The 21,783-nt window shown below is 72.7% G+C and carries 10 protein-coding genes and 1 pseudogene; 3 read left to right on the forward strand and 8 right to left on the reverse strand.

The genetic code is table 11. The features are described from left to right. The first annotated feature begins 70 nt into the window (after window positions 1–70). A complete protein-coding gene (locus POL25_RS25085) occupies window positions 71–1,537 on the forward strand; it encodes a BamA/TamA family outer membrane protein (protein ID WP_272088688.1) in 1,467 nt (488 codons plus the stop codon). A gap of 254 nt (window positions 1,538–1,791) precedes the next feature. Here POL25_RS25085 and POL25_RS44520 read toward each other — a convergent pair whose 3' ends face one another. Then, a complete protein-coding gene (locus POL25_RS44520) occupies window positions 1,792–3,006 on the reverse strand; it encodes a peptidylprolyl isomerase (RefSeq protein WP_272088689.1) in 1,215 nt (404 codons plus the stop codon). 248 nt (window positions 3,007–3,254) lie between these two features. On the opposite strand from POL25_RS44520, the gene miaB reads away from it, so the two are divergent. Beyond that, window positions 3,255–4,649 (forward strand): tRNA (N6-isopentenyl adenosine(37)-C2)-methylthiotransferase MiaB, encoded by a 1,395-nt coding sequence (gene miaB / locus POL25_RS25095; RefSeq protein WP_272088690.1) that lies wholly within the window; start codon window positions 3,255–3,257, stop codon window positions 4,647–4,649. Window positions 4,650–4,662: 13 nt separating this feature from the next. Here the strand turns inward: miaB and POL25_RS25100 are convergent, their stop codons facing one another. The 4 genes and pseudogenes from POL25_RS25100 to POL25_RS25115 all read right to left on the reverse strand — a co-directional run bounded on the left by POL25_RS25100 (window position 4,663) and on the right by POL25_RS25115 (window position 9,221). Further along, on the reverse strand, window positions 4,663–4,896 hold the full coding sequence (locus POL25_RS25100) for a hypothetical protein (protein WP_272088691.1): 234 nt from the start codon (window positions 4,894–4,896) through the stop codon (window positions 4,663–4,665). 79 nt (window positions 4,897–4,975) lie between these two features. Beyond that, window positions 4,976–5,653: pseudogene (locus POL25_RS44985) on the reverse strand (oxygenase MpaB family protein); the annotation flags it as partial. 221 nt (window positions 5,654–5,874) lie between these two features. Further along, complete coding sequence (locus POL25_RS25110) at window positions 5,875–7,140, reverse strand: hypothetical protein (RefSeq protein WP_272088693.1); 1,266 nt, start codon at window positions 7,138–7,140, stop codon at window positions 5,875–5,877. A 62-nt stretch (window positions 7,141–7,202) separates the two neighbouring features. Beyond that, a complete protein-coding gene (locus POL25_RS25115) occupies window positions 7,203–9,221 on the reverse strand; it encodes a hypothetical protein (protein WP_272088694.1) in 2,019 nt (672 codons plus the stop codon). Between the two features lie 59 nt (window positions 9,222–9,280). Between POL25_RS25115 and lon the strand changes: the two genes are divergently transcribed. Beyond that, a complete protein-coding gene (gene lon, locus POL25_RS25120; RefSeq protein ID WP_272088695.1) occupies window positions 9,281–11,680 on the forward strand; it encodes an endopeptidase La in 2,400 nt (799 codons plus the stop codon). Between the two features lie 251 nt (window positions 11,681–11,931). Here lon and POL25_RS25125 read toward each other — a convergent pair whose 3' ends face one another. The 3 genes from POL25_RS25125 to acs all read right to left on the reverse strand — a co-directional run bounded on the left by POL25_RS25125 (window position 11,932) and on the right by acs (window position 21,692). Continuing rightward, complete coding sequence (locus POL25_RS25125) at window positions 11,932–15,780, reverse strand: hypothetical protein (RefSeq protein WP_272088696.1); 3,849 nt, start codon at window positions 15,778–15,780, stop codon at window positions 11,932–11,934. Window positions 15,781–15,823: 43 nt separating this feature from the next. Next, a complete protein-coding gene (locus tag POL25_RS25130) occupies window positions 15,824–19,636 on the reverse strand; it encodes a DUF3857 domain-containing protein (RefSeq protein ID WP_272088697.1) in 3,813 nt (1,270 codons plus the stop codon). A 103-nt stretch (window positions 19,637–19,739) separates the two neighbouring features. Then, the gene (gene acs / locus POL25_RS25135) at window positions 19,740–21,692 is read right to left on the reverse strand and encodes an acetate--CoA ligase (protein WP_272088698.1); all 1,953 of its coding nucleotides are present in this window, start codon (window positions 21,690–21,692) and stop codon (window positions 19,740–19,742) included. Window positions 21,693–21,783: the final 91 nt, after the last annotated feature.

Below are 21,783 nucleotides of genomic sequence, written 5' to 3' on the forward strand. Positions count from 1 at the left end.
GCGCCCGCGGGGCCCCGGCTCCGCCGACAAAGCTGGCTGCCTTTGCTAGCCTCGGGACCTCGCGCCCGTTGTGACCCCCCTCGCCGGTGCCCTCTTCGCAGCCACGTGCCTCGCCGCGCGAGCGTCGGGCCTCGCCTCGTCGTGGGCGCAAGAACCTGTCTCGAAGGACAGCGAGCTCGCGCCCGAGCTGACGCCGCCGAGCGATGTGGCGCCGCCGAGCGGGCCGCTCAAGTCGGACGCCGCGGTCGGTGGGGGCCCCGAGCCGACCCCTGTGCCTGCGGCCGCGCTGCCGCCCGCCACCGTGCCCGAGGGCGCGCGCCCGGACACCATGATGACGCCGGCCGGTCCGGCGCCGAACCTGCCGCCGCGTGAGCGCGTGCGCTGGGGCTGGTTGACCCACCCGCTGTCGCCGACGCCGAGCCAGTATCAGATCCGCAAGGGCCAGAGCCCGCACCGCGTGCTGCCGCTGCCGAGCGTGCGCTCCCAGCCCGGCGTCGGCCTCATGCTCGGCGCCAACATCTCGTACGCCTATCGCCGCAAAGAGGGCGACCCCAACCGCATCTACATGATCTTCGAGTCGCGGGTGTCGCTGAAGAAGGTCCAGGACCACAGCTTCTTCATCCGCCTGCGCGATCTCCTGCGCCGCGAAGAGGTGTTCGAGTTCGGCGTGCTCGGCTACGTCGACCCCGTGTTCCCGTACTACGGGATCGGCAACAACAACAACCTCGAGGGCATCGACCTCCAGGCTCGCTACTACCAGGCCCACCTCAACACCGTCGGCGGCTCGCTGACCTACCAGCACCCGCTGTGGCGCCTGCAGGCCCTCGGCGACAAGCCGCCGGGGATGCTGCGCTCGTACGCCGGCCTGGCCTACTACGCCGACCGCGTGCGCACCTACGACAACTCGCTGCTGCAGGCCGAGAACCCGGCCGCCGACCTCAGCGCCCGCCGTGGCCTCATCCGCCTCGGCCTGACGTGGGACCGCCGCGACAACGAGTGGAGCCCCGGCAAGGGCAGCCTGTTCGACGTCATCGTCGACAACGCGGGCCCGTGGACCGGCTCGACCGACGCGTGGGGCCGGCTGTCGGCCAACTTCCGCACCTACTGGACGCTCGGCGTGGACAAGCTGGTGCTGGCCCACCGCCTGAGCTTCGACGCGCTGTGGGGCGACGCGCCGCTGGTCCCGCTCGGCGAGTTCGGCGGGCTGCTGACCACCGACGGCCTCGGCGGGGCGTCGGCCGGCCGCGGCTGGATGCGGCGCCGCTACATCGGCCGCCTGAAGGCGTTCGGCAGCCTCGAGCTGCGCTTCGAACCGCTCGAGCTGAAGGTCCGCCGCCACACGCTGGGCATCGGCCTCAAGGGCTTCGTCGATCTGGGCGTGGTGGCCGACCGCATGCAAGACCTGCCGAAGCACTGGCATGTGTCCGGAGGGACCGGTCTGCAGGTGATCTGGGACCAGTTCGCGGTGCTGCGGCTCGACGCCGGCTTCTCGCGCGAGAGCTTCGGCATCTACTTCATCAACGAGCACGCGTTCTGAGGCGCTGACTCGCGGGCGCGCGGCAGGGCTCGCGCGGGTCGCTCCGCAACTGCCGACTGCGGCTCGAGAGGCCGACCCGCACGCGGCCGCCGTCGCGGGCACGAAAAAAAGACACGCCTCTCTGCGCGCCCTCTTCGAGAGGCCGACGCACACGCGATCGCCGGCACGCACGCGGCCGCATCGCGCGCACGGAGAAAGGCGCGCCTCTCGGCGCGCCCCCTTCACGTCTCACCTGTCCTTGCGGACAGCTTCGCTCAATCGGCGTCGCCGGCTTCGGGCTCGGCCTTGGCGTCGTCGCCGGCGGGCGCGGGGCCGCGGGCCTTCATCTCGATGGGCGGGTGGCCGGCCGGCATCTCGCTCGGGTTGACCACGGCCGGGCGCTTGGGGCCGCGCGGGTCGGGGCCGAGCAGCTCCTCCATCTTGTTCTGGACCTTGTACTTGGCCAGCAGCGCGTCCTTCAGCTCGCGGCGGCCCTGGTGGAGCTTGCGCTGGCTGAGGCGCTCCTTGATCTGGTCGGCGAGCGCCTCCTTGGGCAGGTCGCCGGGCGGGTACTTGGCCAGGATCTTGATGATGTGGATGCCGAACTTGGTCTCGACGGGCTTCGAGATCTCGCCGGGCTTGAGCTTGAAGGCCGCGACGCTGAACTCCTCGACCATGCGGTCCTTGGTGAAGATGCCGAGGTCACCGCCCTTGTCGGCGCTGGGGCCGACCGAGTTCTCCTTGGCCAGCTGCGTGAAGTCGGCGCCCGCTGCGGTGGCCTTCTTGTAAAGCTCGTCGGCCTTGGCCACCGCCTCCTTGCGCCACTTGTCCTTGTCCTCCTGCGACGGCTCGGGCGGCTTCTCGCCCATCGGCGTCGGCTGCTCCTGCGGCCCGATCGGGATCAGGATGTGCGCGGCGTGGATCCGCTCGCCCTCCGACTTGTAGTTGGGCTTGATCTTCTCGTACTCCTCGTCGACCTCGGCGCTGGTGACCTCCAGCTTGCCGTCCTTCTCGAGGAACTGCTGCTCGAGGATCTCGGCCACGTACATGTCGCGGAGGCTCTGCTCGGTCTCGCCGCGGCGCTGCAGGTGCTTGTCCCAGTCCTTGATGCCCTGCTTCTGCTGGGTCTCGCGCTCGGCAAGCTTGGCAGCGTCGGCCTCGACGCCGCGGGCCTTGGCCTCCTGGCGCAGGATCTCGTTGTAGACCAGGCGCTCGGTGATCGACTTGCGATAGCGCCGGTCGGCCGACGGCGGGATCTCGCGGCCGCGGTCGGTGTACTTCTTCACCTTGAGGTCGTAGATGTCCTTGAACTGGGCCAGCGGGATCGCGACCTCGTTGACGGTGGCGATGACTTCCGGAAGCGCCGGCAGGCCCTCGCCCGCGGCGGCCTTGGTCGGCTGCTCCGGGGCGGCCTTCTCGTCGGTCTTCTGCGGCGTGGGCGTGCTCGGCGAGCAGCCGACGGCGAGGGCGAGACAAAGTCCGAGGGACACGCGAGGGACGAAGCGAAGCATTCTGTTCTCCTGGCCGAAGCGAAGCGGGCTGAGCCCGTGCAGACCGGTCGCCGCATTCGCGCGGCGACCGCAGGGCGTCGGCGGCGCGAGATTGTAAGCCGGAGCGAGCGTCCGATCCAAGCGGCGACAAGCGCGGCCCCCCCGGCGCAACGGACCCGCCCCCCGGAGACCGCGCGTGAGCCTCCCCCGCGGCGCCTGCGGCGATTTTCGCGTAGCATCCCGCGCCCATGACCCGCCTGGTCCAGATCCGCGGCACGAGGACGGCGCCGGAGCCGCCCATGACCGCGCAGGAGCTGCCCGCCACGTCGGAGCTCCCCGGAGTCGCCGGGCCGCGCGTCTACGTCGAGACCCTCGGCTGCCAGATGAACGAGGCCGACTCTTCGCTCATCGTCGGCCAGCTGGCGGCCCGCGGCTACGTGCGCGTGCCCGATCCGGCGACCGCCGACGTGATCCTGCTCAACACCTGCGCGGTCCGGGAAAAGGCCGAGGAGCGGGTCTACGGGCGCACCAGCCAGCTGCTGCGGCACAAGAAGGACAATCCGGATCTGGTGTTCGGCATTACCGGGTGCATGGCCGAGCACCTGCGCGACAAGGTCCAGAAGCAGGCGCCGCACATCGGCCTGGTCGCCGGCCCCGACAGCTACCGCCGGATCGGCAGCCTGGTCGACCGCGCGCGCGCCGGGGAGCGCGTCGTCGACGTCGCCCTCGACCGCGAGGAGACCTACGACGGCCTCGACGGGGTGCCCGACGACGACGGCGTCAGCGGTCAGGTCACGATCCAGCGCGGCTGCGACAAGTTCTGCACGTTCTGCGTGGTCCCGTACACCCGCGGCCGCGAGCGCGGCGTGGCCCCGCGCGAGGTCCTGCGCCAGGCCAGGCAGCTGGCCGAGCGCGGTTACAAAGAGATCGTCCTGCTCGGCCAGACGGTCAACTCGTACGTGTGGGAGGACGCGAGCTTCGCCGACCTGCTGCGGGCGATCGCGGCGCTCGATGGGATCGAGCGGATCCGCTTCACGAGCCCCTACCCCGTCGACTTCACCGACCCGCTGATCGCGACGATGGCCGAGCTCGAGAAGGTGTGCCCGTACATCCACCTGCCGGCGCAGTCCGGCTCGGATCGGATGCTGACGGCGATGAAGCGCGGCTACTCGCGCGGCGAGTTCGTCGATCTGGTCGGCCGCCTGCGCGCCGCCATGCCCGACCTGGCGCTGTCGACCGATCTGATGGTCGGCTTCTGCGGCGAGACCGAAGAGGATCACGCCGAGACGCTGTCGCTGATGCGCGAGGTCCGGTTCGACTCGGCGTTCATGTTCCGCTACAGCGACCGCGGGATCACCTACGCCGCCCGCAAGCTGCAGGACGACGTGCCCGACGAGGTCAAGGGCCGCCGCCTGCAAGAGGTCATCGAGCTGCAGGAGCAGCACACCCGCGCGTCGCACCACGCCCGCGTCGGCAAGCGCGAGCGCGTGCTCATCAGCGGCCTGTCCCACCGCGGCGACCGGGTGCTCGGCCGCACGCCCCGGTTCCAGAGCGTGCTGCTGCCCCTCGGGACAGGTTCTCCGGGACAGACGATCGAGGTCGCCATCTCGGCGACGACGGGCCACTCGCTCATCGCCAGCTGAGCGCGGCGCCGTCTCACTCGGCGGCCGCCGTCGACTCCGCGCGAGCCAGCAGCGCCGCTCGCCGGGCCCGGCTCAAGTACAAGAAATTCGCCGGCAGCCCGAAGCGCAGCGGCGCCTGCGTCGCCGGCGAGTCCTTCGCCGGGAAGCGCTCTGCCAGCGCCGCCGCCGCGCGCACGAGCGTGCGGTCGATCGCCCCGAGGTCGTACTCGGCCCCGAGCTGCAGCTTCGCGCGGACTGGCGGCGGCACGATCGACACCGCGGCGCGGGCGACCGCGCGGTAGAAGAACCCGAGCCCGCGGGCCCAGTCGGTCCATCATCGCCGCGAAGTCGGCCTCGCACGTGAGCACGTTCTGGACCCCGTAGAGGCGGGCGACCGGACCGCTCTCGGCGAAGTAGCGGTCGCGGTCGGCGGCGGACACCGGGGCGACGAAGCGGTCGTACGCGGTGAGGAACCCGTAGACCGCGGTCGCGCTGACCCAGTCGAGCAGCTCCGGGTCGAGCGCCCGGTACGGTTCACCGGCCGGCGTCGCGCCGTTGACCTTCGCGTGCAGCTTGTTGACGCCGGCGATCACCCGCCGCGCTGCGCTCTGCGGCCCGAACGCGCCGACCATCGCCGCGATCGCGGTCCGCCGCGAGCGACCGACCGGGTCGGCCTTGTACGTCGAGTGGTCCCATACGCCGCTGCGGATCCGCGCGTCCGCGAACTCGAGCAGCACCGCCGCGATGCCGCCGATCGCCAGCGCCACCGGGTTCTTGTAGATGCGCCAGTGGACCGAGTCCGGGCCGACGAAGCCGGGCTCGCCCCGCGGGTTCGCGTAGTCGATCTGCCAGCCCATGTACCGCGCCCGCGAATCACTGGAGCCCATGCCGCACCTCCCGAGGACAGCGATCGTATGACCGTCCTTCGCGCCGCGGGCAAGCCTCGCCGCGAGCGGGCCCGCGCTCAGAGTCACGTCGGGGGCCGTCCTAGTCACATGTTCCTTCAGACATGCTCTTTCGAACATGCCTTCGAGGCCATGTCCGGGGCGGCTCCCCGCCCCCACGCGTGCTCGGTGTCGGCGCGGCGTGCCGAAGCGCGAGAGACTGCGCCGCTGCGCCGCGAGTCCTGGTCTCGCCGGTGGTCGGCGGCGGCAGCAAGAGCGGCGGCGCCCTCGCTCGCGACCCAAACGCGAAGGGCCCGCGCCGCAGCGGCGCGAGCCCTCGCTCGGGACGGCCTGCGTCGGCCTCAGAAGTTGAAGCCGAAGCCGAAGCCCTGCATGCCGCGGCTGAGGATCGGGCCGCCGCGGACGTTCTGGATCCGCGACACCGACTTGAGGCTCTTCTCGGTCTTGATGAAGTCCTTCGCGTCGGTGCGGTCCTGGTAGATGATGACCGCGAGCACGCCGGCGAGCAGGACGGTGGTGAGCAGGGCGACGTCGCCGCCGATCAGGCGGTTGCGCATCGTGTTGCCCTTGTCGGCCACGTCCGAGGCCATGGCGGTGTACTCCTGGGACTGCAGCGGGTCCGTCTTGTCGAGCTTCGAGTTGTTGAGGTCGTCGAGCGCCGACTTGTACGGGCCGCGGGCCGCGAGGCCCAGCGAGTAGAAGATGCCGGTGGTGAGCAGGGCGCCGGCGGTGAGGCCGAGGGCCACCCACGCGCGGGTCTGGAAGTAGCCGAACACCGGGCCGCGCTTGCACACCGGGCGCAGGTCCTTGGGGTCGTCCTTGTTGACGCGCGGCTTGGGCGGGCCGTTGCGGCAGAAGTCCTTGAAGTCCTTCTTGAGGTCGACCTTGACGTTGCTGGTGTCGATGAGCTCACCCTGGCCGGCCGCGACCTTGCCGACGGCGTCGTCGATCGCCGCCTTCTCGGCCGCCAGCTCCTCGGGGGTCTTGGCCGGCTCGTCGAGCTCGGCGAGGATCTTCTGCTCCTCGGCCGTGGCCGGGGCGACGGGCGTGCGATAGTTGTTGAGCGTCGTGACCATCGCCCGCGGCAGCGCGAGCGGGAGGATCAGGTCGTCGGGGTTGATCGTCGGCGTGAACTCCTTGACCTTGGCCTTCTTGGCGACGTCGTAGACGACGATCGAGCTCGGCGTGGTCGGCCCGCCGACGGTGCCGTAGATCAGGTAGTCGTAGCCGGTGCCCGACTTGGCGGCGCCCTTGTTGAGCCACTCGATGACCTTGCCGACGCACGCGTCGGCCCCGCCCTTGCACTTGACCTTGCCGGCGGCGCCGTCGATGTCGAGCGCGACACCCTTGACGGTGTAACCGGCGGCGCTCATGTCGGTCAGGATCTGCGAGCGCAGCCCCTCGGCCGCCGCCGGGTCGCCGCTCAGGCGAAACAAACCGATCGTGTTGCCGGTCGAAGCAGGAGCCGGCGCCGCGGCGAACATGCCGAAGGACGCCGGCGAGGACGCAGCCGCGGGCAACGGCGAGAAGGCGAGCGCCGCACAGAGGACGCCGGTAAAGGCGCGGAGGAGCGGCGACGGGCGAGACGACGTGATGGCTGCGGTCATGTGGCGGGTCGGGGAAGCGCGGGGATGATAGCGGTCTGATTTTGCCCTGGAAAGCCCCACGATCATGACCGGGGCTCAGGGGTCGCCGAATCCGACGCGGAACGGACCCGCGGGACCAGCACGAGGCCTGCGAGGGTGATCAGGACCCCGACCCCGAGGGCGATCCACATGGTCCGGTTGGCCTGCGCCGCGAGGGCCTGCCGGCCCGCCACGACCACGATCGCGGCCGCCAGCAGGTGCTCGGCGATCGCGGGCCAGCGCCGCCTGCCCGGCACCGCCAGCGCGAGCCCGGTGCCGGCCATCCACGCCATCGCCGCGGCCGGCGCGAGCAGGGCCGCCGCCCCCGCCGACATGCGCGACAGCACGAGCAGCGCCGCCGGGACGATCACCGCAAGCAGCGCCAGACGAGCCGCCAGGACCGGTCTGCGCGGCCCGAGCGCAGACCCCGCGAACCGCACCACCGGGCCGAGCAAGGCCGCCAGCAGGCCGACCAGCAGCGCCAACGCCGAGGCGGCGACGATCCCCTCGGCGACTTCGATGCCGAGCCCGCTACCGCGGTGGAGCGCCTCCCCCAGCCCGGCGATCGCCCCCGCCAGCGGCAGCGCGTGCGCCGGATCTGTCGGCGGCGTCAGCTCGGGCGTCCACCAGGTCGCGGCCGCCAGGCTGCCGGCGAGCCCGAGGGTGCCGGCGGCGATCGGCAGGACGCGCGCGACCAGGCCGCGCCAGCCGCCCGACGCCCGCGCCGGGCCGACCGCGATCGCGGCGTGACCTGACCCGAGGGCCAGGAGCGCGACCCACGGTCCGAGCGCCAGCGGCGCCTCCCAGCCGGCCGGGCGCGACCAGGCTTCGACCTGTACCGAGAGACCTGGCGCGAGGAACATGAACGAAAGGACAGCCGCGATCGCGGCGGTCGCCCCGCCCCAGCGCGACAGTCCGGCCGCGGCCTGGCCGCGCGGCCCGCAGGCGGCCACGAACACCAGCCCGAGGGCGATCCAGGCCCACGCCCGCAGCTCGCCGTAGACCCGCTCGCGCGGCCACCCGAGCGCGCGCGCCAGCGACAGCCGCGGCTGGCCGAGCGCCTCGGTGTAGCCGGTCCAGCGCCCGGTCAGCCCGAGCCCGGCGCTGGCCTCGGAGCTGTACTTGTCGGGGCACATGCGCTCCATCACCGGGTCGGGCTGGCGCGGGCGCGGGTTGTTTGGCGCGCCGGGGCACACGAACTCGACCCGCGATCCGCGGCCGACCCCGCCCGAGGTCACGTGCAGGCGCGGCTCGGTCGGCGCCTCCGCCGGCCGGTCGAGCCGCTCGCGCGCCTCCGGCAGCTCCTCGGCCGTCACCGTCGCCGCGGCGAACGCCTGGTACGCGCGCGCCGGCCCGTGCTCGGCGTACTGCAGCTCGGCGATCTTCTGCAGGTCGCGGGTCAGCGCCTCGGCCAGCGCCGCCGGGCCGTAGCCCTTGCTGCCGTCGGGCTCGACGTAATCGTTGATCGGCAGGTCGAACGGGCCGTAGCCGTCGATCACGATCGCCGTGGTCTGAAACGGGTGGATGCCGAGGATCGGCCCGCCCCACGTCTCGCCGCGCGCGTGGGCCCCGGCGGCCTCGAAGCGGGCGCCCGCGGCCCCGGCGGCGAATGTCCCCAAGACCATGGCGCAAAGGACAGGTCCTTGCAGCCATGTCCTTCGGGCCAGGAAGCCGAGCGGCAGGACCAGCGCGGCCAGCAGCGCCGGCGCGGCCGCCCACAGCGCCGCCGGATAGGCCACCACGACCCCGGCGATCGCCCGCGCGGCGACGGTGGCGATCGGGATCGCGGGGGCCAGGATCAGGGCCGCCAGCGCGATCCGGCGCGCCCGCGGCAGCCCGGCGATCACGGCCGGATCGGGGGCCCCCGGGCCGCGCCGCGCGACCAGCAGGACCGCGCCGAAGCCGATCACGACCGCCGGCACAGCGCCCCACGCGAGCGGCACCGCCAGGCCCGCGGTCAGGCCGACGCCTGCGGCGACCGCGACGCCGCCGAGGTCGGCCACGGCCGGCGCGGGCCCGGGCGAGGGCGGCACGATCTCGGAGGCGGCAGGGCCCGCGGACACGCGGCTCTTTTACCAGAGCGGCGCGGCGAGGCGGCGCAGATCGGCTAACCTCCCCGCCGATGTCCTCTCCCGCGATCACCGGGCCGCTGCCCCTCCTGCCCCTGCGCGGCGCCATCATCCTGCCCGGCGTGACCCAGCCGGTCGACCTCGGACGCAGCTCACCCGCGATGCAGGCGGTGCGCGCGGCGCAGGACCGGGGCCGGGGCGGCGCGGGGCGCGTCATCGCCGTGCTGCTGCGCGACACCTCCGCCGCCACGCCCGACCTCGATCAACTCTACCCGGTGGCCATCGCCTGCGAGGTCGTGCAGGTGCTGGCGGGCACGCCGGGGCGCACCTCGGTGACCCTGCGCGGGCTCAGCCGCGTGCGCGTGAGCGACATCTACCCCGAGCGCGACTACCAGATCGCCGAGTTCGACCCGGCCGCCGAGATCGTCCACGAGCCGACCCTGGCCTACGCGCTGGCCGGCGCGCTGCAGGACCTGGTCAAGCAGCACGACGGGCTGCAGCCGACGGCCTCGAAGTCCAAGGCGCGGGCGCAGGCCCAGGCGACCATCCTCGCCGAGCGCATCCCGAGCCTCATCGCCGACCTCGCGGCCGCGCACGTCGAGCTCGACGGCGACGAGCGGCTGGCGCTGCAGCAGGAGGTCGACGTGGTCGTCCGCCTGCGCAAGGTCATCGAGCTCATCAGCCACCGCACCAACGTCCTGCAGGTCAAGCGCGACCTCGATCGCTACGTCCGCGAGCACCTGTCGAAGCACGAGCACGACGCGCTGCTGCGCCACAAGCTCAAGGCGATCCAGCACGAGCTCGGCGAGTCGGAGGGCGAGGCCGAGGAGCGCGCGCTGCAGGACCTCGAGCGCCGGCTGCAGGCCGCCGAATTGCCGACCGACGCGCGCGCCGCGGCCGACCGCGAGCTCGGGCGGCTGCGGCGGATGAACCCGCAGAGCAGCGAGGCGACCACCTGCCGCACCTGGCTCGAGTGGCTCGCCGACCTGCCGTGGAGCCCGGCGACGATGACGGCCGACAACCTCGACATGGGCGCCGCGCGGACCCTGCTCGAGGACAACCACTACGGCCTGCAGAAGGTCAAGAAGCGGGTCCTCGAGTACCTGTGCGTGCGCAAGCTGGCGCCCGACAAGCGCGGCCCGATCCTCTGCCTCGTCGGCCCGCCCGGCGTCGGCAAGACCTCGCTCGGGCGCAGCATCGCCGACGCGCTCGGCCGCCGCTACGTCCGGATCTCGCTCGGCGGCATCCGCGACGACGCCGAGATCCGCGGCCACCGGCGCACTTACATCGGCGCGCTGCCGGGCCGGTTCATCCAGGCGATGAAGCGCGCCGGCACCAAGAACCCGGTCATCGTCCTCGACGAGCTCGACAAGCTGGTCGGCGCCAACCTGCGCGGCGACCCGGCCTCGGCGCTGCTCGAGGCCCTCGACCCCGAGCAGAACGTCGACTTCCACGACCACTACCTCGGCCTCGACTACGACCTGTCGAAGGTCATCTTCCTGTGCACCGCCAACGACCTCGGCACGATCCCCGGGGTGCTGCGCGACCGGCTCGAGATCATCCAGCTGACCGGCTACACGATCGAGGAGAAGCTGCAGATCGCCCGCCGCCACCTGCTGCCGAAGCAGCGCCAGGAGAACGGCCTGTCGAAGATCGCGGTCGAAATCCCCGACGAGGTGCTGCTGATGCTGGCGACGCAGTACACGCGTGAGTCCGGGGTCCGCAACCTCGAGCGCGAGCTGGCCTCTCTGCTGCGCGACGTCGCCATGCAGATCGCAGAGGGCAAGCAGCCGGGCCTGACCGTCGGCGTCGACGAGGCGCTGCGGATCCTCGGGCCGCCGCGCTACTACGACGAGCTCGCGGCCAAGGAGCCGTCGCCGGGCCTGGTCACCGGCCTCGGCTGGACGCCGACCGGCGGGACGATCCTGTTCGTCGAGGCGCAGCTGACCCGAGGGACAGGTCAGCTGCGGCTGACCGGCAAGCTCGGTGACGTGATGAAGGAGTCGGCCCAGGCCGCGCTCAGCCTGGTGCGCAGCCGCGGCCTCGAGCTCGGGGCCGACGCCGCGGTGGTCCGCGACCTGATGAAGCACTACGACGTGCACATCCACTTCCCCGCCGGCGCGGTGCCCAAGGACGGCCCCTCGGCCGGCATCGCCATCTCGACGGCCCTGGTGTCGCTGTTCTCGCGCCGGCCCGCGCGGGTCGACGTCGCCATGACCGGCGAGATCACGCTGCGCGGCCAGGTGCTGCCGGTCGGCGGGATCCGCGAGAAGGTCCTCGCCGCCCACCGCGCCGGCATCCGCGACGTCATCCTGCCCGACCGCAACCGCAAGGACGAGCCCGAGATCCCCGAGGCCGCCCGCGCCGACATGCGCCTCCACTACGTCAAGCACATCCGCGAGGTCCTCGACGCGGTGCTGCTGCCGATCGAGGACGTCGAGGCCGCCGAGTAGCGGGTGCGATGGCGCTTCGAGCATGTCCCGGGGGGCATGCTCGAAGAGACATGCGCGTCAGGACATGTCGAACCCGACATGTCCATCAGGACATGCGCGCGGGCGCGGCTTCAGCCGGCCGAGCGCGGCGCGGTGCCTGGCCCTCACCCCGTGCGAGCCACAGCCGCTCCCGGCCCTGCTCTCGCAAGCCGCGAGCCGCGGCCGCTTCCGGCCGGGCTCTCGCTAGCCACGGGCCCGACGGGCCCCTGCCCTCACTTGGCGCGGATGACCTGGTCCTCGGCGGCCTTGATCTTGCGCGTGTAGTCGACGATCTCGGGGTAGCGCGCGGCCTCGTAGGTGCCGGTCACCAGGGTCGAGCGCGTCGTCATCTTGATCTGCCCCGGGCCGACCTGCTTGACCGTGCGGCGGTAGGTGCCGAACGGGCCCTCGATCGTCTCCTCGGTCGGCGGCGCGGTGAAGCCGGCGCCGTCGAGCTTGATCGTCAGGCTGGCCTCGAGCAGCGGCGCGTACGGCATCGCCCAGCCGGTCTTGCGCTGCGGCAGCGAGGCGTAGTTGAGGCCCATGTTCATCGGCACCGAGTTGGCGCGCATCAGCAGCTCGCCGCCCTGCTGGACGATCGCGCCGCGGACCTTGGCGGTGAAGCGCAGCCGCAGCGGCTTCGGCAGGTCGAGCTTGTGCTCGATGTCGAGGTCGACCAGCTCGGCGCCGGAGCCGACCAGGATCGCGCCGAGCTCGGCGCGCTCGAAGCCCTCGTTGATGCGGTCGGCGTCGAGCGTGCGCAGGCCCTCGCGCCAGGCGGCCGCCTCCATGCCCTGGAGCTCGATCGTGCCGCGCAGCGTGCCAGTGCCGTCGCGCGCCAGCTCGAGCTCGAGCTCGTAGCTGCGGCGGTCGGCCAGGCTCGGCGGCGAGGCCGGCAGCTTGACCGGGCCCGGCGCGGGCTCGTCCTCGTCGAGCTGCACGCGCATGCCCTGCGCCTGCGACAGCCCCGGCATCAGGTAGCCGATCGGCAGCACCTTCGAGGTGGTGAGCACCATCGTCGGCGCCTTGCCGCCGGTGTGGACCGCCAGGATCGGCACCTCGTAGGTCTCGAGCATCGGGCTGCCGCCAGGCAGCGGCTTGAGCGAGAAGTTGTCGCGCGCCAGCCAGAGCTCACTGCGCACGCCCACCTCGCGCAGCAAGGCCTTGAGCAGCGTCTGCCGGTTGCCGCGGCGGGCCGACAGCGTCGCGGTGGCCGGCGTCGTGATGTCGCCGGACTCCTCGACCTCCTCGACCACCCACGCCCGCAGCGCCAGCAGCTTGGCCTGCGGGGTGCTGGCGTTGCGCGTCAGGTTGACGGCCAGCGTCCGCAGCTCGGGGTTGGCGCGCTGGCCGGTGTAGATGCGCAGGCCGAGGCTGGCCAGCCACTTGTTGGGATCGACCGCGGTGTAGACCCGCACCGACGGGACCTCGTCGAGGATGTGGCGCATCTGCGGCTCGACGCCGATCCGCTGCGAGCGCTCGACCTTCCAGGTCTTCAAGACCAGGTCGGTGCCGGCCAGCGAGCCCTCGACGGTGGCCGGGGCGCCGACGCGGCGGTCGACCTTGATCGCCACCGACTTGGGGTGCGCGACCAGCAGCTCCGACACGTGGAACGGGGTCTCGGCCGACTGGAAGCGGAACGTGGTGAGGTCGATGTAGCCGGGCAACAGGCCCAGCGGCTCGCGGTCGAGCAGCAGCTCGTACTCGACGCAGTCGCCGATCTGCAGCCCGCGCAGGCTGAGGCCGCTCTTCTCCGGGATCGACTCCGGCTCGAACACGGCGCCGTCGGCCTTGATGGTGTGCAGCGTCAGCACGCGAGCGCCGTCGGGCGGCGTGATCTCGCCGTAGCGATCGATCGCCTCTTTGCTGCGCAGCTCGATGATGGTGTGGACGAGCTGGCGCTGGCTGCCGTCGTCGTAGACCCGGATCGCGCTGCGATCGAGCACCAGCACCTCGCTCGCGCCCTCGTAGTCGCCGGGGCGCGGGGCCGCCGGGGCGCCGGCCGGGGCCGCGACCGCGAAGTTACTGGCGCGGTAGGCCGCGACCAGCGGGGCTCCGTCGACGCGCAGCTTCTGCAGGTCGTCGGGGATCCCGAGGCCGGCGGCGATCGTGTGCAGGGCCGAGCTCTGCGGGGCCTTGGTGAGGGCCGCCTGCACGCTCGCGCGCGCGGCCGCCGGGTCGCCGGCGCGGGCCTGCAGGTCGGCGGTGGCGACCAGCGTGCGCGCGCCGAACGGCCGCAGCGCGAGGATCTTCTTGCGCCACGCGATCGCGGCCGGGTAGTCGCCCTCCGAGATCTCGAGCTCGGCCAGCTGCTCGATGACATCGAGATCGTCGGGGGTGCGCTCGAGCAGCTTGAGCAGCAGCGCCCGCGCGTCGGCGTTGCGGCCGCGGCGGAACGCCAGGGCCGCGCGCGAGCCGGTGGTGCCAGCGCAGCGCTCGAGCTCGATCGCCAGCGCGTCCTCGCGGGCGACCTCGCTGCGCCGCTGCGCCAGGGTGCGCTGGGCCTTGAGCACGGCGCACGCGCGCGGGTGGATCGCGGCGGCCCGCGCCAGCGCGGCCTCGGCCAGCGGCTCGTTGCCGCGGGCGAGGTAGGTGGCGAAGCGGACCAGCTCGCCCGGCACGTGGCGCAGCGCCTTGGCGGGCAGCGCGGCAAGGGCCGCCTCGACCTCGCTGACCTCGTTCTTCTCGAGGTCGAGCTCGAGCAGGCGCACGCGCGCGCGATCGAGGTCGGGCGCGAGCCGGACCGCCTCCTCGATCGCCTCGCGCTGGCGCGACGTCGAGGCGGTGCGCTCGCGCGACGGATCGGCGATCTCGAACGCCGCGACCAGCACCTGGCCCTCGGGGAAATCGGGCCCGTAGGCCTGCAGGTTGCCGGTGAAGCGCTCGGCGGCGTCGGAGTCGCCCTCCGCCAGCGCGTCGGCGGCCGCCAGGTAGGCGCGCAGCGGCAGGTAGCTCGGCCCGGCCAGCGGCCCGCGATCGGCGAGCAGGTCGTGGTGACCGATGCGCAGCGGCTCGCCCGCGAACGGGGTCGTCGCCGCCGGGCCGTCGGCCTTGGCCTGGATCGGCTTGCCGGCGGCGTCGGTGGCCCGCACCAGCACCCAGGTCTTCTCGCGCGCGGCCGCGGTGTGGATCTCGAGGCGATGCGGCCCGGGCGCGACCTTCAGCTGCAGCAGGTTCTCCGCCGCCGGCCAGCGGTCGCTGCGATCGCTGCGGAAGATCGGCTTGCCGTCGAGGTAGACCCGCATCGGCTCCTGGCTCGACAGACTGAGGACGAGGCTGTCCCCGGGGACAGCCAGGCTCGTGCGCATGCGCCTGACCCCGCCGCGGGGCGTCATGTTCCACGTGCGCACGGCGCAGGCCAGCGGGGTCAGCACGGCCGTCGTATCGGCCTTGAACGTGTCTGTCCCGGAGGACATGTCCTTTGCGGCAGCCCGCAGCTCGAGCGCCTCGAGGCTGCCCTCGACCGGGCCGACCGTGAACGCGCGCACGCAGCCCTGCTCGTCGTAGTACTGCAGGTACGGCTGGTCGAGGCGGCGGGCGATCTGGGCCCGCAAGCTGACGAGCGGCTGGACCACCTCGACCGGCAGGCGGTCGCGCGCCAGCTTGTCGTAGAAGCGGACGAAGTCCTCGTCGTCGTCGGGCAGCTCGCCGTGGTTCTCGCCGATCAGGCGCGCGGCCAGCTCGGCCAGGCCGGTCTGGACGCGGCGCGCCTCGGGCTCGGCGCCGGGCTTGGTGGCGCCGACGATCAGCGCCTGGGCCATGCTGCGGGTCGTCTTGAGGTCGAGGCGGGCGTCGGCGAAGATCATGCGCGAGGCCTGCGCGACCATGTCGCCCTTGCCGGCCAGGCGGTCGAGGATCGGCCGCGCCTTGGCGGGCTGCTTGAGGAACAGCCAGTGCAGGTGGGCCGCCTCGCGCCAGGCCGCGTCGTCGTCGGGGTGCGACTTGAGGCGGGCCTCGAGCGCCTTGAGGCGGGCGCGCGCGCTGTCCTCGGTGTGCGGCTCCTGCGTCGCCTCGCGCGGCTTGCAGGCCGGGGCGGCGGCGAGCAGCGCCAGGGCCGAGAAAACAGCTGTACGAAGGGACATGCGCGAACGAACAGGGTGCAAGGGCAAGGTGCTCCGGGACATGTCAGTTCGCCCCCCGCGGCTCGGGGCGGAGCTCGAACGCCTGCTCGAGGGCGCCGTCGACCTGGCCGAGGAACTCGCGCAGGGCGCGGTAGTCGGCGGCCTTGAAGCGGTGGGTGCGGTACTCGAGCTCGGTGCGGACCTCGACGCGGTCGCCGCGGCCGGCGACGTCGAGGGAGAAGCGGGCGAACGGGGTCTCGAACGACTTGCCCGCCGGCGATGAACCAAAGGTGTAGCCCTTCGGCGCGGTGACCTCGATGACGTTGACCTCGGTGGCCGGGGCCGCCATCACCAGGTCGTGCTCGCGCGTGGCTTGGCTGGCGAGGCCGCGCTGCAGCCCGGTGCGGTGGCCGAGCACGTTGAAGCGCAGCACGTCGCCCTGGCGCTGGGCCCACGCGGGCACGCTCCAGGCGCTCTGGATCTGGACCGGGTGCAGCACGTCGTCGATGCCCGGGACCGCGAGCTCGCGGATCTCGAGCCCGGGGAACTGACCACCCCACACCTGCGTCAGCCGCTCCCTGCGGTTCTCGGCCGCCTGCAGCGCGCTGCGCCACGAGGCCGCCGAGGCGCCGGTGACGGTGAACTGGTGCTTCACGTCGGCGCTGCCGTCGGCCTTGAGCTCGACGGTCTGGTGGACGAGCTGCTTGTTGTCGCCGCTGGCGCTGACCGGGATGGTCTTGAACTCGGCGCCCTTGCCGTCGCGCACGATGAGCACCGTCGCGCCCTGGTCGCCGGTCGGCAGCTCCTCGGGCCCCGAGAACTCGGCGGTGCCGTCGAGGTAGAGGTCGAGGCTCGGCACGTAGGTGATCGCGTGGTTGAAAGCCGACAGGCTGGCCGGCGTGGCCCCGAGCGTGCCCTGGTCGCGCGTGCGCACCAGCACCAGGTGCGAGGCGATGCCGGCCTCGGCGAGCATGACCTTGAGCAGGCTCGCCTTGTCCTTGCAGTCGCCGAAGCGGCGGTCGTACACGTCGGTGGTGCGGTAGGGCTTGAAGCCGTGGATGCCGAACTCGAGCCCGACGTAGCGGGTCGAGGTGATGACGTGCTTGTAGAGCGCGCGCACCTTGTCGCGCTCCCCTGCCCCTTTGGGCAGGCTCTTCAGGACCTCCTGGACGGCCGCCTTGATCTTGGCGTCGACGACCAGCTGCTCCTTGACGAGGTTCCAGTACCAGCGGCCGACCGCGTCCCAGTCGCTGTAGGTGCTGACGTGGAGGTACTTGACCAGCTCGGTCCAGCCCGGCATCCCGCTCTCGGGCTTGATCCCGCGGCGCTCGCCCATGCTCACGCGGTAGCGCACGGTGCCCTCGCCGGGCCCGGGCTCCTGCGCGACCGGCTGGTTGAAGTAGAGCTTCCGCGACGACGGCGCCTCGAGCACGTACTCGCGCAGCAGCTGCGGCTCGAACCCCTCGAGCGGGACCATCTCGCCGAAGTAGTCGTCGAACTTGTTGTGGAGCGCGGTGTCGCGGCGCACGAACGCGACCTCGAGCACGTCGCCGACGCGCAGGCCGCCGAAGTTCACCCGCTGCTGCCGCTGGTCGTAGAACATGCGGTAGCCGGCGTCGGTCAGCGAGACCACCGTCGGATCGCCGATCTCCTCGATGCGCCCGTCAGCCCGCCGCACGCGCGCGCGGCGAACCTCGACGTAGGCCTCTTCGGGGTCGTAGACCATGCCCTGCACGGCCTGGCTGCGGATCCCGCGGTCGTCGAGGACGCGCACGACGCGGTGCTCGAGCCGCTCGGTCAGGCCGTTCGGCAGCACGCGCACCACCGTGCGGTGGAGCAGGACCCCGGCGTCCTTGCCAGCCCACGACTTCGGGGTCGGCTTCTTGGCAAGGACCTCGAAGTCGACCGGGTAGCGCGACAGCAGGTCGTCTTTTTGGGTCGCGTCGAGGGTCGCCAGGTAGTCGCGCAGCTCGGGCTGCTGTGGCCGCAGGGCCAGTGAGCGCCGCACGCTGCGGATCGCCGCCGGACCGTCGCCGTCGCGCGCGGCCAGGCGGGCCAGCGCGGTGTGGATGTCGGCGTCCTGCGGCGCGAGGTCGACGGCCGCCTGCAGGGCCGCGCGCGCCTTGGCCAGATCGCCGCGCGCCTCCTCGAGCCGGGCGACCTCGCGGAACGCCTCCGGCAAGCCGGGCACGGCGGCCGCGCGTCGGCGGCCGACCTCGGCGGCCGCGTCCGGCTTGCCGAGCCGCAGCTTGCCGTCGGCGATCTGCCGCGCCAGCCCGCCGTCGGTCGGCCGCTCCCCGGCGAGCTGCTCGAGCAGCGCCAGCGCCGGCTCGGTCCGCCCGAGGTCGAGCAGGCGGTCGGCCTTGTCGCGCAGCAGCAGCGCCGACCCGGGGTAGCGCTTGAGCATGGCCTCGACCCATTCGAGCGCCGCCAGCGGGAAGCCGTCGGTCGCCAGCCGCGTCGCCAGGGTCAGCTCGATCAGGACATCGTCGGGCGTGGTCGTGAAGGCCTCGTCGAGCAGGGTCCGGCCGCGCTCCTCGAGCCCGAGGCTCTGGTAGCGCAGGCTCAGGTCGGCCAGCATCGACGCCAGCAGCGGCGCGCTCGCCTTGCCCTCCTTGCGCGCGCGCTCGATGCCGGCCAGCAGCGCGGTCCGGCTCGAATTCTGGTCAGGGTCGAGGATCGACAGCAACTGGGCGCTGCGGGCGCTCTTCAGCGCGTCGTCGGCCTCGCGTGCGCGGTCGACCGCGGTGCGATCCTCGGGGGCGAACGGCGCGGTCCAGCGGTAGAACTCGACCAGCGCGAGCCGGTCGGCAGGCCGCGGCTTCGAGCCCTGAGCGCGCGCCTCGAGCAGCCCGCGCAGGCTCCGGACCGGCTTCAGCTTGGCGAGCTGTTTTGCGGCGGATTTCGCGGCCTTGGGTGCCGGCGGTTCACCCGATGGTTGAACCGGATCCGGGGCGCTGCCGCGGACCTCGAGGCCGGCCAGCGGGGCGCCCGACGGCGCGCTGATCCGGGCGTAGAAACCCCAGAGGCCCTCGTCGGCGCCGAGCTTGATCAGCAGGCGGTTCCACCCGGCCTGCAGGCGCAGCGGGTGGGCGTCCTGGAGCGCGTTCGGCGAGTGGTAGCTGTCGGCCTGACCGACCGGGACGCCGTCGAGCCAGATCTTGTAGGCCCCGGCGGCGCCCAGGTGTAGGGCGGCGTCGGCGGCCCGCTCGCTGCGGATCCACAGGGTCGCGTAGCCGGTGACGTCCGAGTCCGGCTGGAGGAGATCGCCCAGGTTGACGAAGCCGTTGCGCGGCGCCTTGGCGTGCACGAACGCGCGCCACGGCAACGGCTCGCCCGGCAGCTTGCCGACGAAGGTCTGGCCGGCCGAAAACGGCGCCGTCTCCGGCTCGAACACCTGGTCGTGGCCGCCGCGGCCGCTGTTGTCGAACGGACCGACGATCTGCCAGTCGAGCAGGTAGCCCTCGGCGCGGAAGGCCGCCTCGGCGTCCTGGCCCTGCCCCTGCCCCTCGTGCTCGAGCAGCTGCCCGCGCACGTAGCCGGCGTAGCTGGCGACCAGCGGCTCCCGGTGCTTGCGCGCGCCGTCGACGAAGGCCAGCAGCTCGTCGCGCGGGACCTCGCCGTGGAGATCGTAGACCAGACCGAGCAGCGCGAGCACGGCCGCGGGCCCGGTCTCGTTGCGGAGCAGCGCCTTGCGGCGCTCGAACTCGCGGACCCATCGCCCCGGGTGGGCAGCGTCGCGGACGCCGGGCTTGAACAGCGAGGCCTGCGGCGCGGCGGCGGGCGGGGTCGGAGCGGTGGCAGGAGCGGCCGGTCCCGGGGCCAGGGCGAGCGCGAGCGCGAGCCAGGCGTGGCGGGCGGCTGTGACGGCGAGCATGGGCGGGCCATGATGCGGGAGTTTTTCCCCGGTTGCCACAGTCCGCGCACCAGTGCGCGAGCAGGCCGTGGCGCGCGGCCGGCGAGGCGCGCGCGCCCGACCGTCAGGCCTTGCGGGCGAGTCCGACGATCTCGTCGACCACCGCCGGCTCGGCCAGCGTGCTGATGTCGCCGAACCCGCCCGGGTCGAACTCGCCGCCCGCGATCTTGCGCAAGATCCGGCGCATGATCTTGCCCGACCGCGTCTTCGGCAGCCCGCGGACCTGCAAGATCCGGTCGGGCGTGGCGATCGGGCTGATGACCTTTCGGACCTGTTCCTTGAGCCCGGCGATCAGCTTGTCAGGGTCGGCGCCGTCGAACTCCGGGCGGGTGATGACGTAGGCGCAGATCCCCTGCCCCTTCAGGTCGTGCGGGAAGCCCACCACCGCGGCCTCGACCACCGCCGGGTGACCGACGAGCGCGCTCTCGATCTCGGCGGTGCCGAGGCGGTGGCCGGCGACGTTGAGCACGTCGTCGACGCGGCCGGTGATCCAGTAGTAGCCGTCGCCGTCGCGGCGGCAGCCGTCGCCGGTGAAGTAGTAGCCGGGGAAGCGCGCGAAGTAGTTGGCGAGGAAGCGCGCGTGGTCGCCGTAGATCGTGCGCGCCTGCCCGGGCCAGCTGCCGGCCAGGCACAGGTTGCCGGCGACGTCGTTGCCCTCGAGGAGGTTGCCGTCGTCGTCGAGCAGCAGCGGGCGCACGCCGAAGAACGGCAGCGTCGCCGAGCCCGGCTTGCAGGCGATCGCGCCGGGCAGCGGGGCGATCAGCACCCCGCCGGTCTCGGTCTGCCACCAGGTGTCGACGACCGGGCAGCGGCCGTCGCCGACGACCTCGAAGTACCAGCGCCACACGTCGGGGTTGATCGGCTCGCCGACGGTGCCGAGCACGCGGACGCTGTCGCGCCTGTACTTTCGGACAGGCTCGTCGCCCTCGCGCAGCAGCGCCCGCAGGGCCGTGGGCGCGGTGTAGACGATGGTCGCGCGCAGGTCGTCGACGACCTGCCAGTAGCGCCCGGCGTCCGGATAGGTCGGGATCGACTCGAACATCACGGTGGTGACGCCGTTGGCCAGCGGGCCGTAGACGATGTAGCTGTGGCCGGTGATCCAGCCGGCATCGGCGGCGCAGAAGTGGATGTCGCCCTCGCGCGCGTCGAACACGTAGCGGTGGGTGGTGGCGGCGTAGACGAGGTAGCCGCCGGTGGTGTGGAGCACGCCCTTGGGCTTGCCGGTCGAGCCCGAGGTGTAGAGGACGAACAGCGGATCCTCGCTGTCGACCCACTCGATCGGGCAGGTCGCGCGCTGACGGGCCAGCTCGTCGGCGAGCCACAGGTCGCGCCCCGGCGTCATCGCCACCTCGGCGCCGGTGCGCCTGGCGACCAGCACGGTGCGCACGCTGTCGAGCCCGGCGACCGCGGCGTCGACGACCGGCTTGAGCGGCACCCGCTTGGGCCCGCGCAGGCCCTCGTCGGCGGTGATGACGACGGCGCACTCGGCGTCGAGGATCCGCTCGCGCAGGGCCTCGGCGCTGAAGCCGGCGAACACCACCGAGTGCACGGCGCCGATCCGGGCGCAGGCCAGCATGGCGCACGCGATCTCGGGGATCATCGGCAAGTAGATGCAGACCCGATCGCCCTTCTTGACGCCGTGGGCCCGCAGCACGTTGGCGAACCGACCGACGCGCTCCTGCAGGTCTCGGAAGGTGATCGTCTCGTACTCGCCGGGCTCGTTGCGGGCCCACAGGATCGCCGGCCGATCGGGCGTGACCGCGGCGTGGCGATCGACGCAGTTGTAGCTGACGTTGAGCTGGCCGCCGGTGAACCACGCGATCTCGCCGGGCCGCGGATCGGCCTCGCAGACCGCGTCGTAGGGCCGATGCCAGGCGATCCGCGCCGCCTGCTCGCCCCAGAAGCCGGCCGGGTCGTCGACGCTGCGGCGGTAGAGCTCGTCGTAGGCGGCGCGCGACGACACGAGGGCGCCGGCGGCGAACGAAGGCGACGGCGGGACGAGGGACGTCTCGGACATGAGCGGCAGGATAGCGGCTCGCCGCGGCGCGCGGAGGACTTCACGCAGGACGGCGTTGGCGGGGCGCGGGGGCCGATCGGGGCCGCCCGCC

The organism is Nannocystis bainbridge (assembly GCF_028368995.1).
GTDB lineage: Bacteria > Myxococcota_A > Polyangia > Nannocystales > Nannocystaceae > Nannocystis > Nannocystis bainbridge.

Coding starts and splice junctions, on each gene's coding strand:
- miaB (WP_272088690.1), top strand. CDS start 3,255: ATGACCCGCCTGGTCCAGATCCGCGGCACGAGGACGGCGCCGGAGCCG.
- POL25_RS25110 (WP_272088693.1), bottom strand. CDS start 7,140: ATGACCGCAGCCATCACGTCGTCTCGCCCGTCGCCGCTCCTCCGCGCC.
- lon (WP_272088695.1), top strand. CDS start 9,281: ATGTCCTCTCCCGCGATCACCGGGCCGCTGCCCCTCCTGCCCCTGCGC.
- POL25_RS25125 (WP_272088696.1), bottom strand. CDS start 15,780: ATGTCCCTTCGTACAGCTGTTTTCTCGGCCCTGGCGCTGCTCGCCGCC.
- POL25_RS25130 (WP_272088697.1), bottom strand. CDS start 19,636: ATGCTCGCCGTCACAGCCGCCCGCCACGCCTGGCTCGCGCTCGCGCTC.
- acs (WP_272088698.1), bottom strand. CDS start 21,692: ATGTCCGAGACGTCCCTCGTCCCGCCGTCGCCTTCGTTCGCCGCCGGC.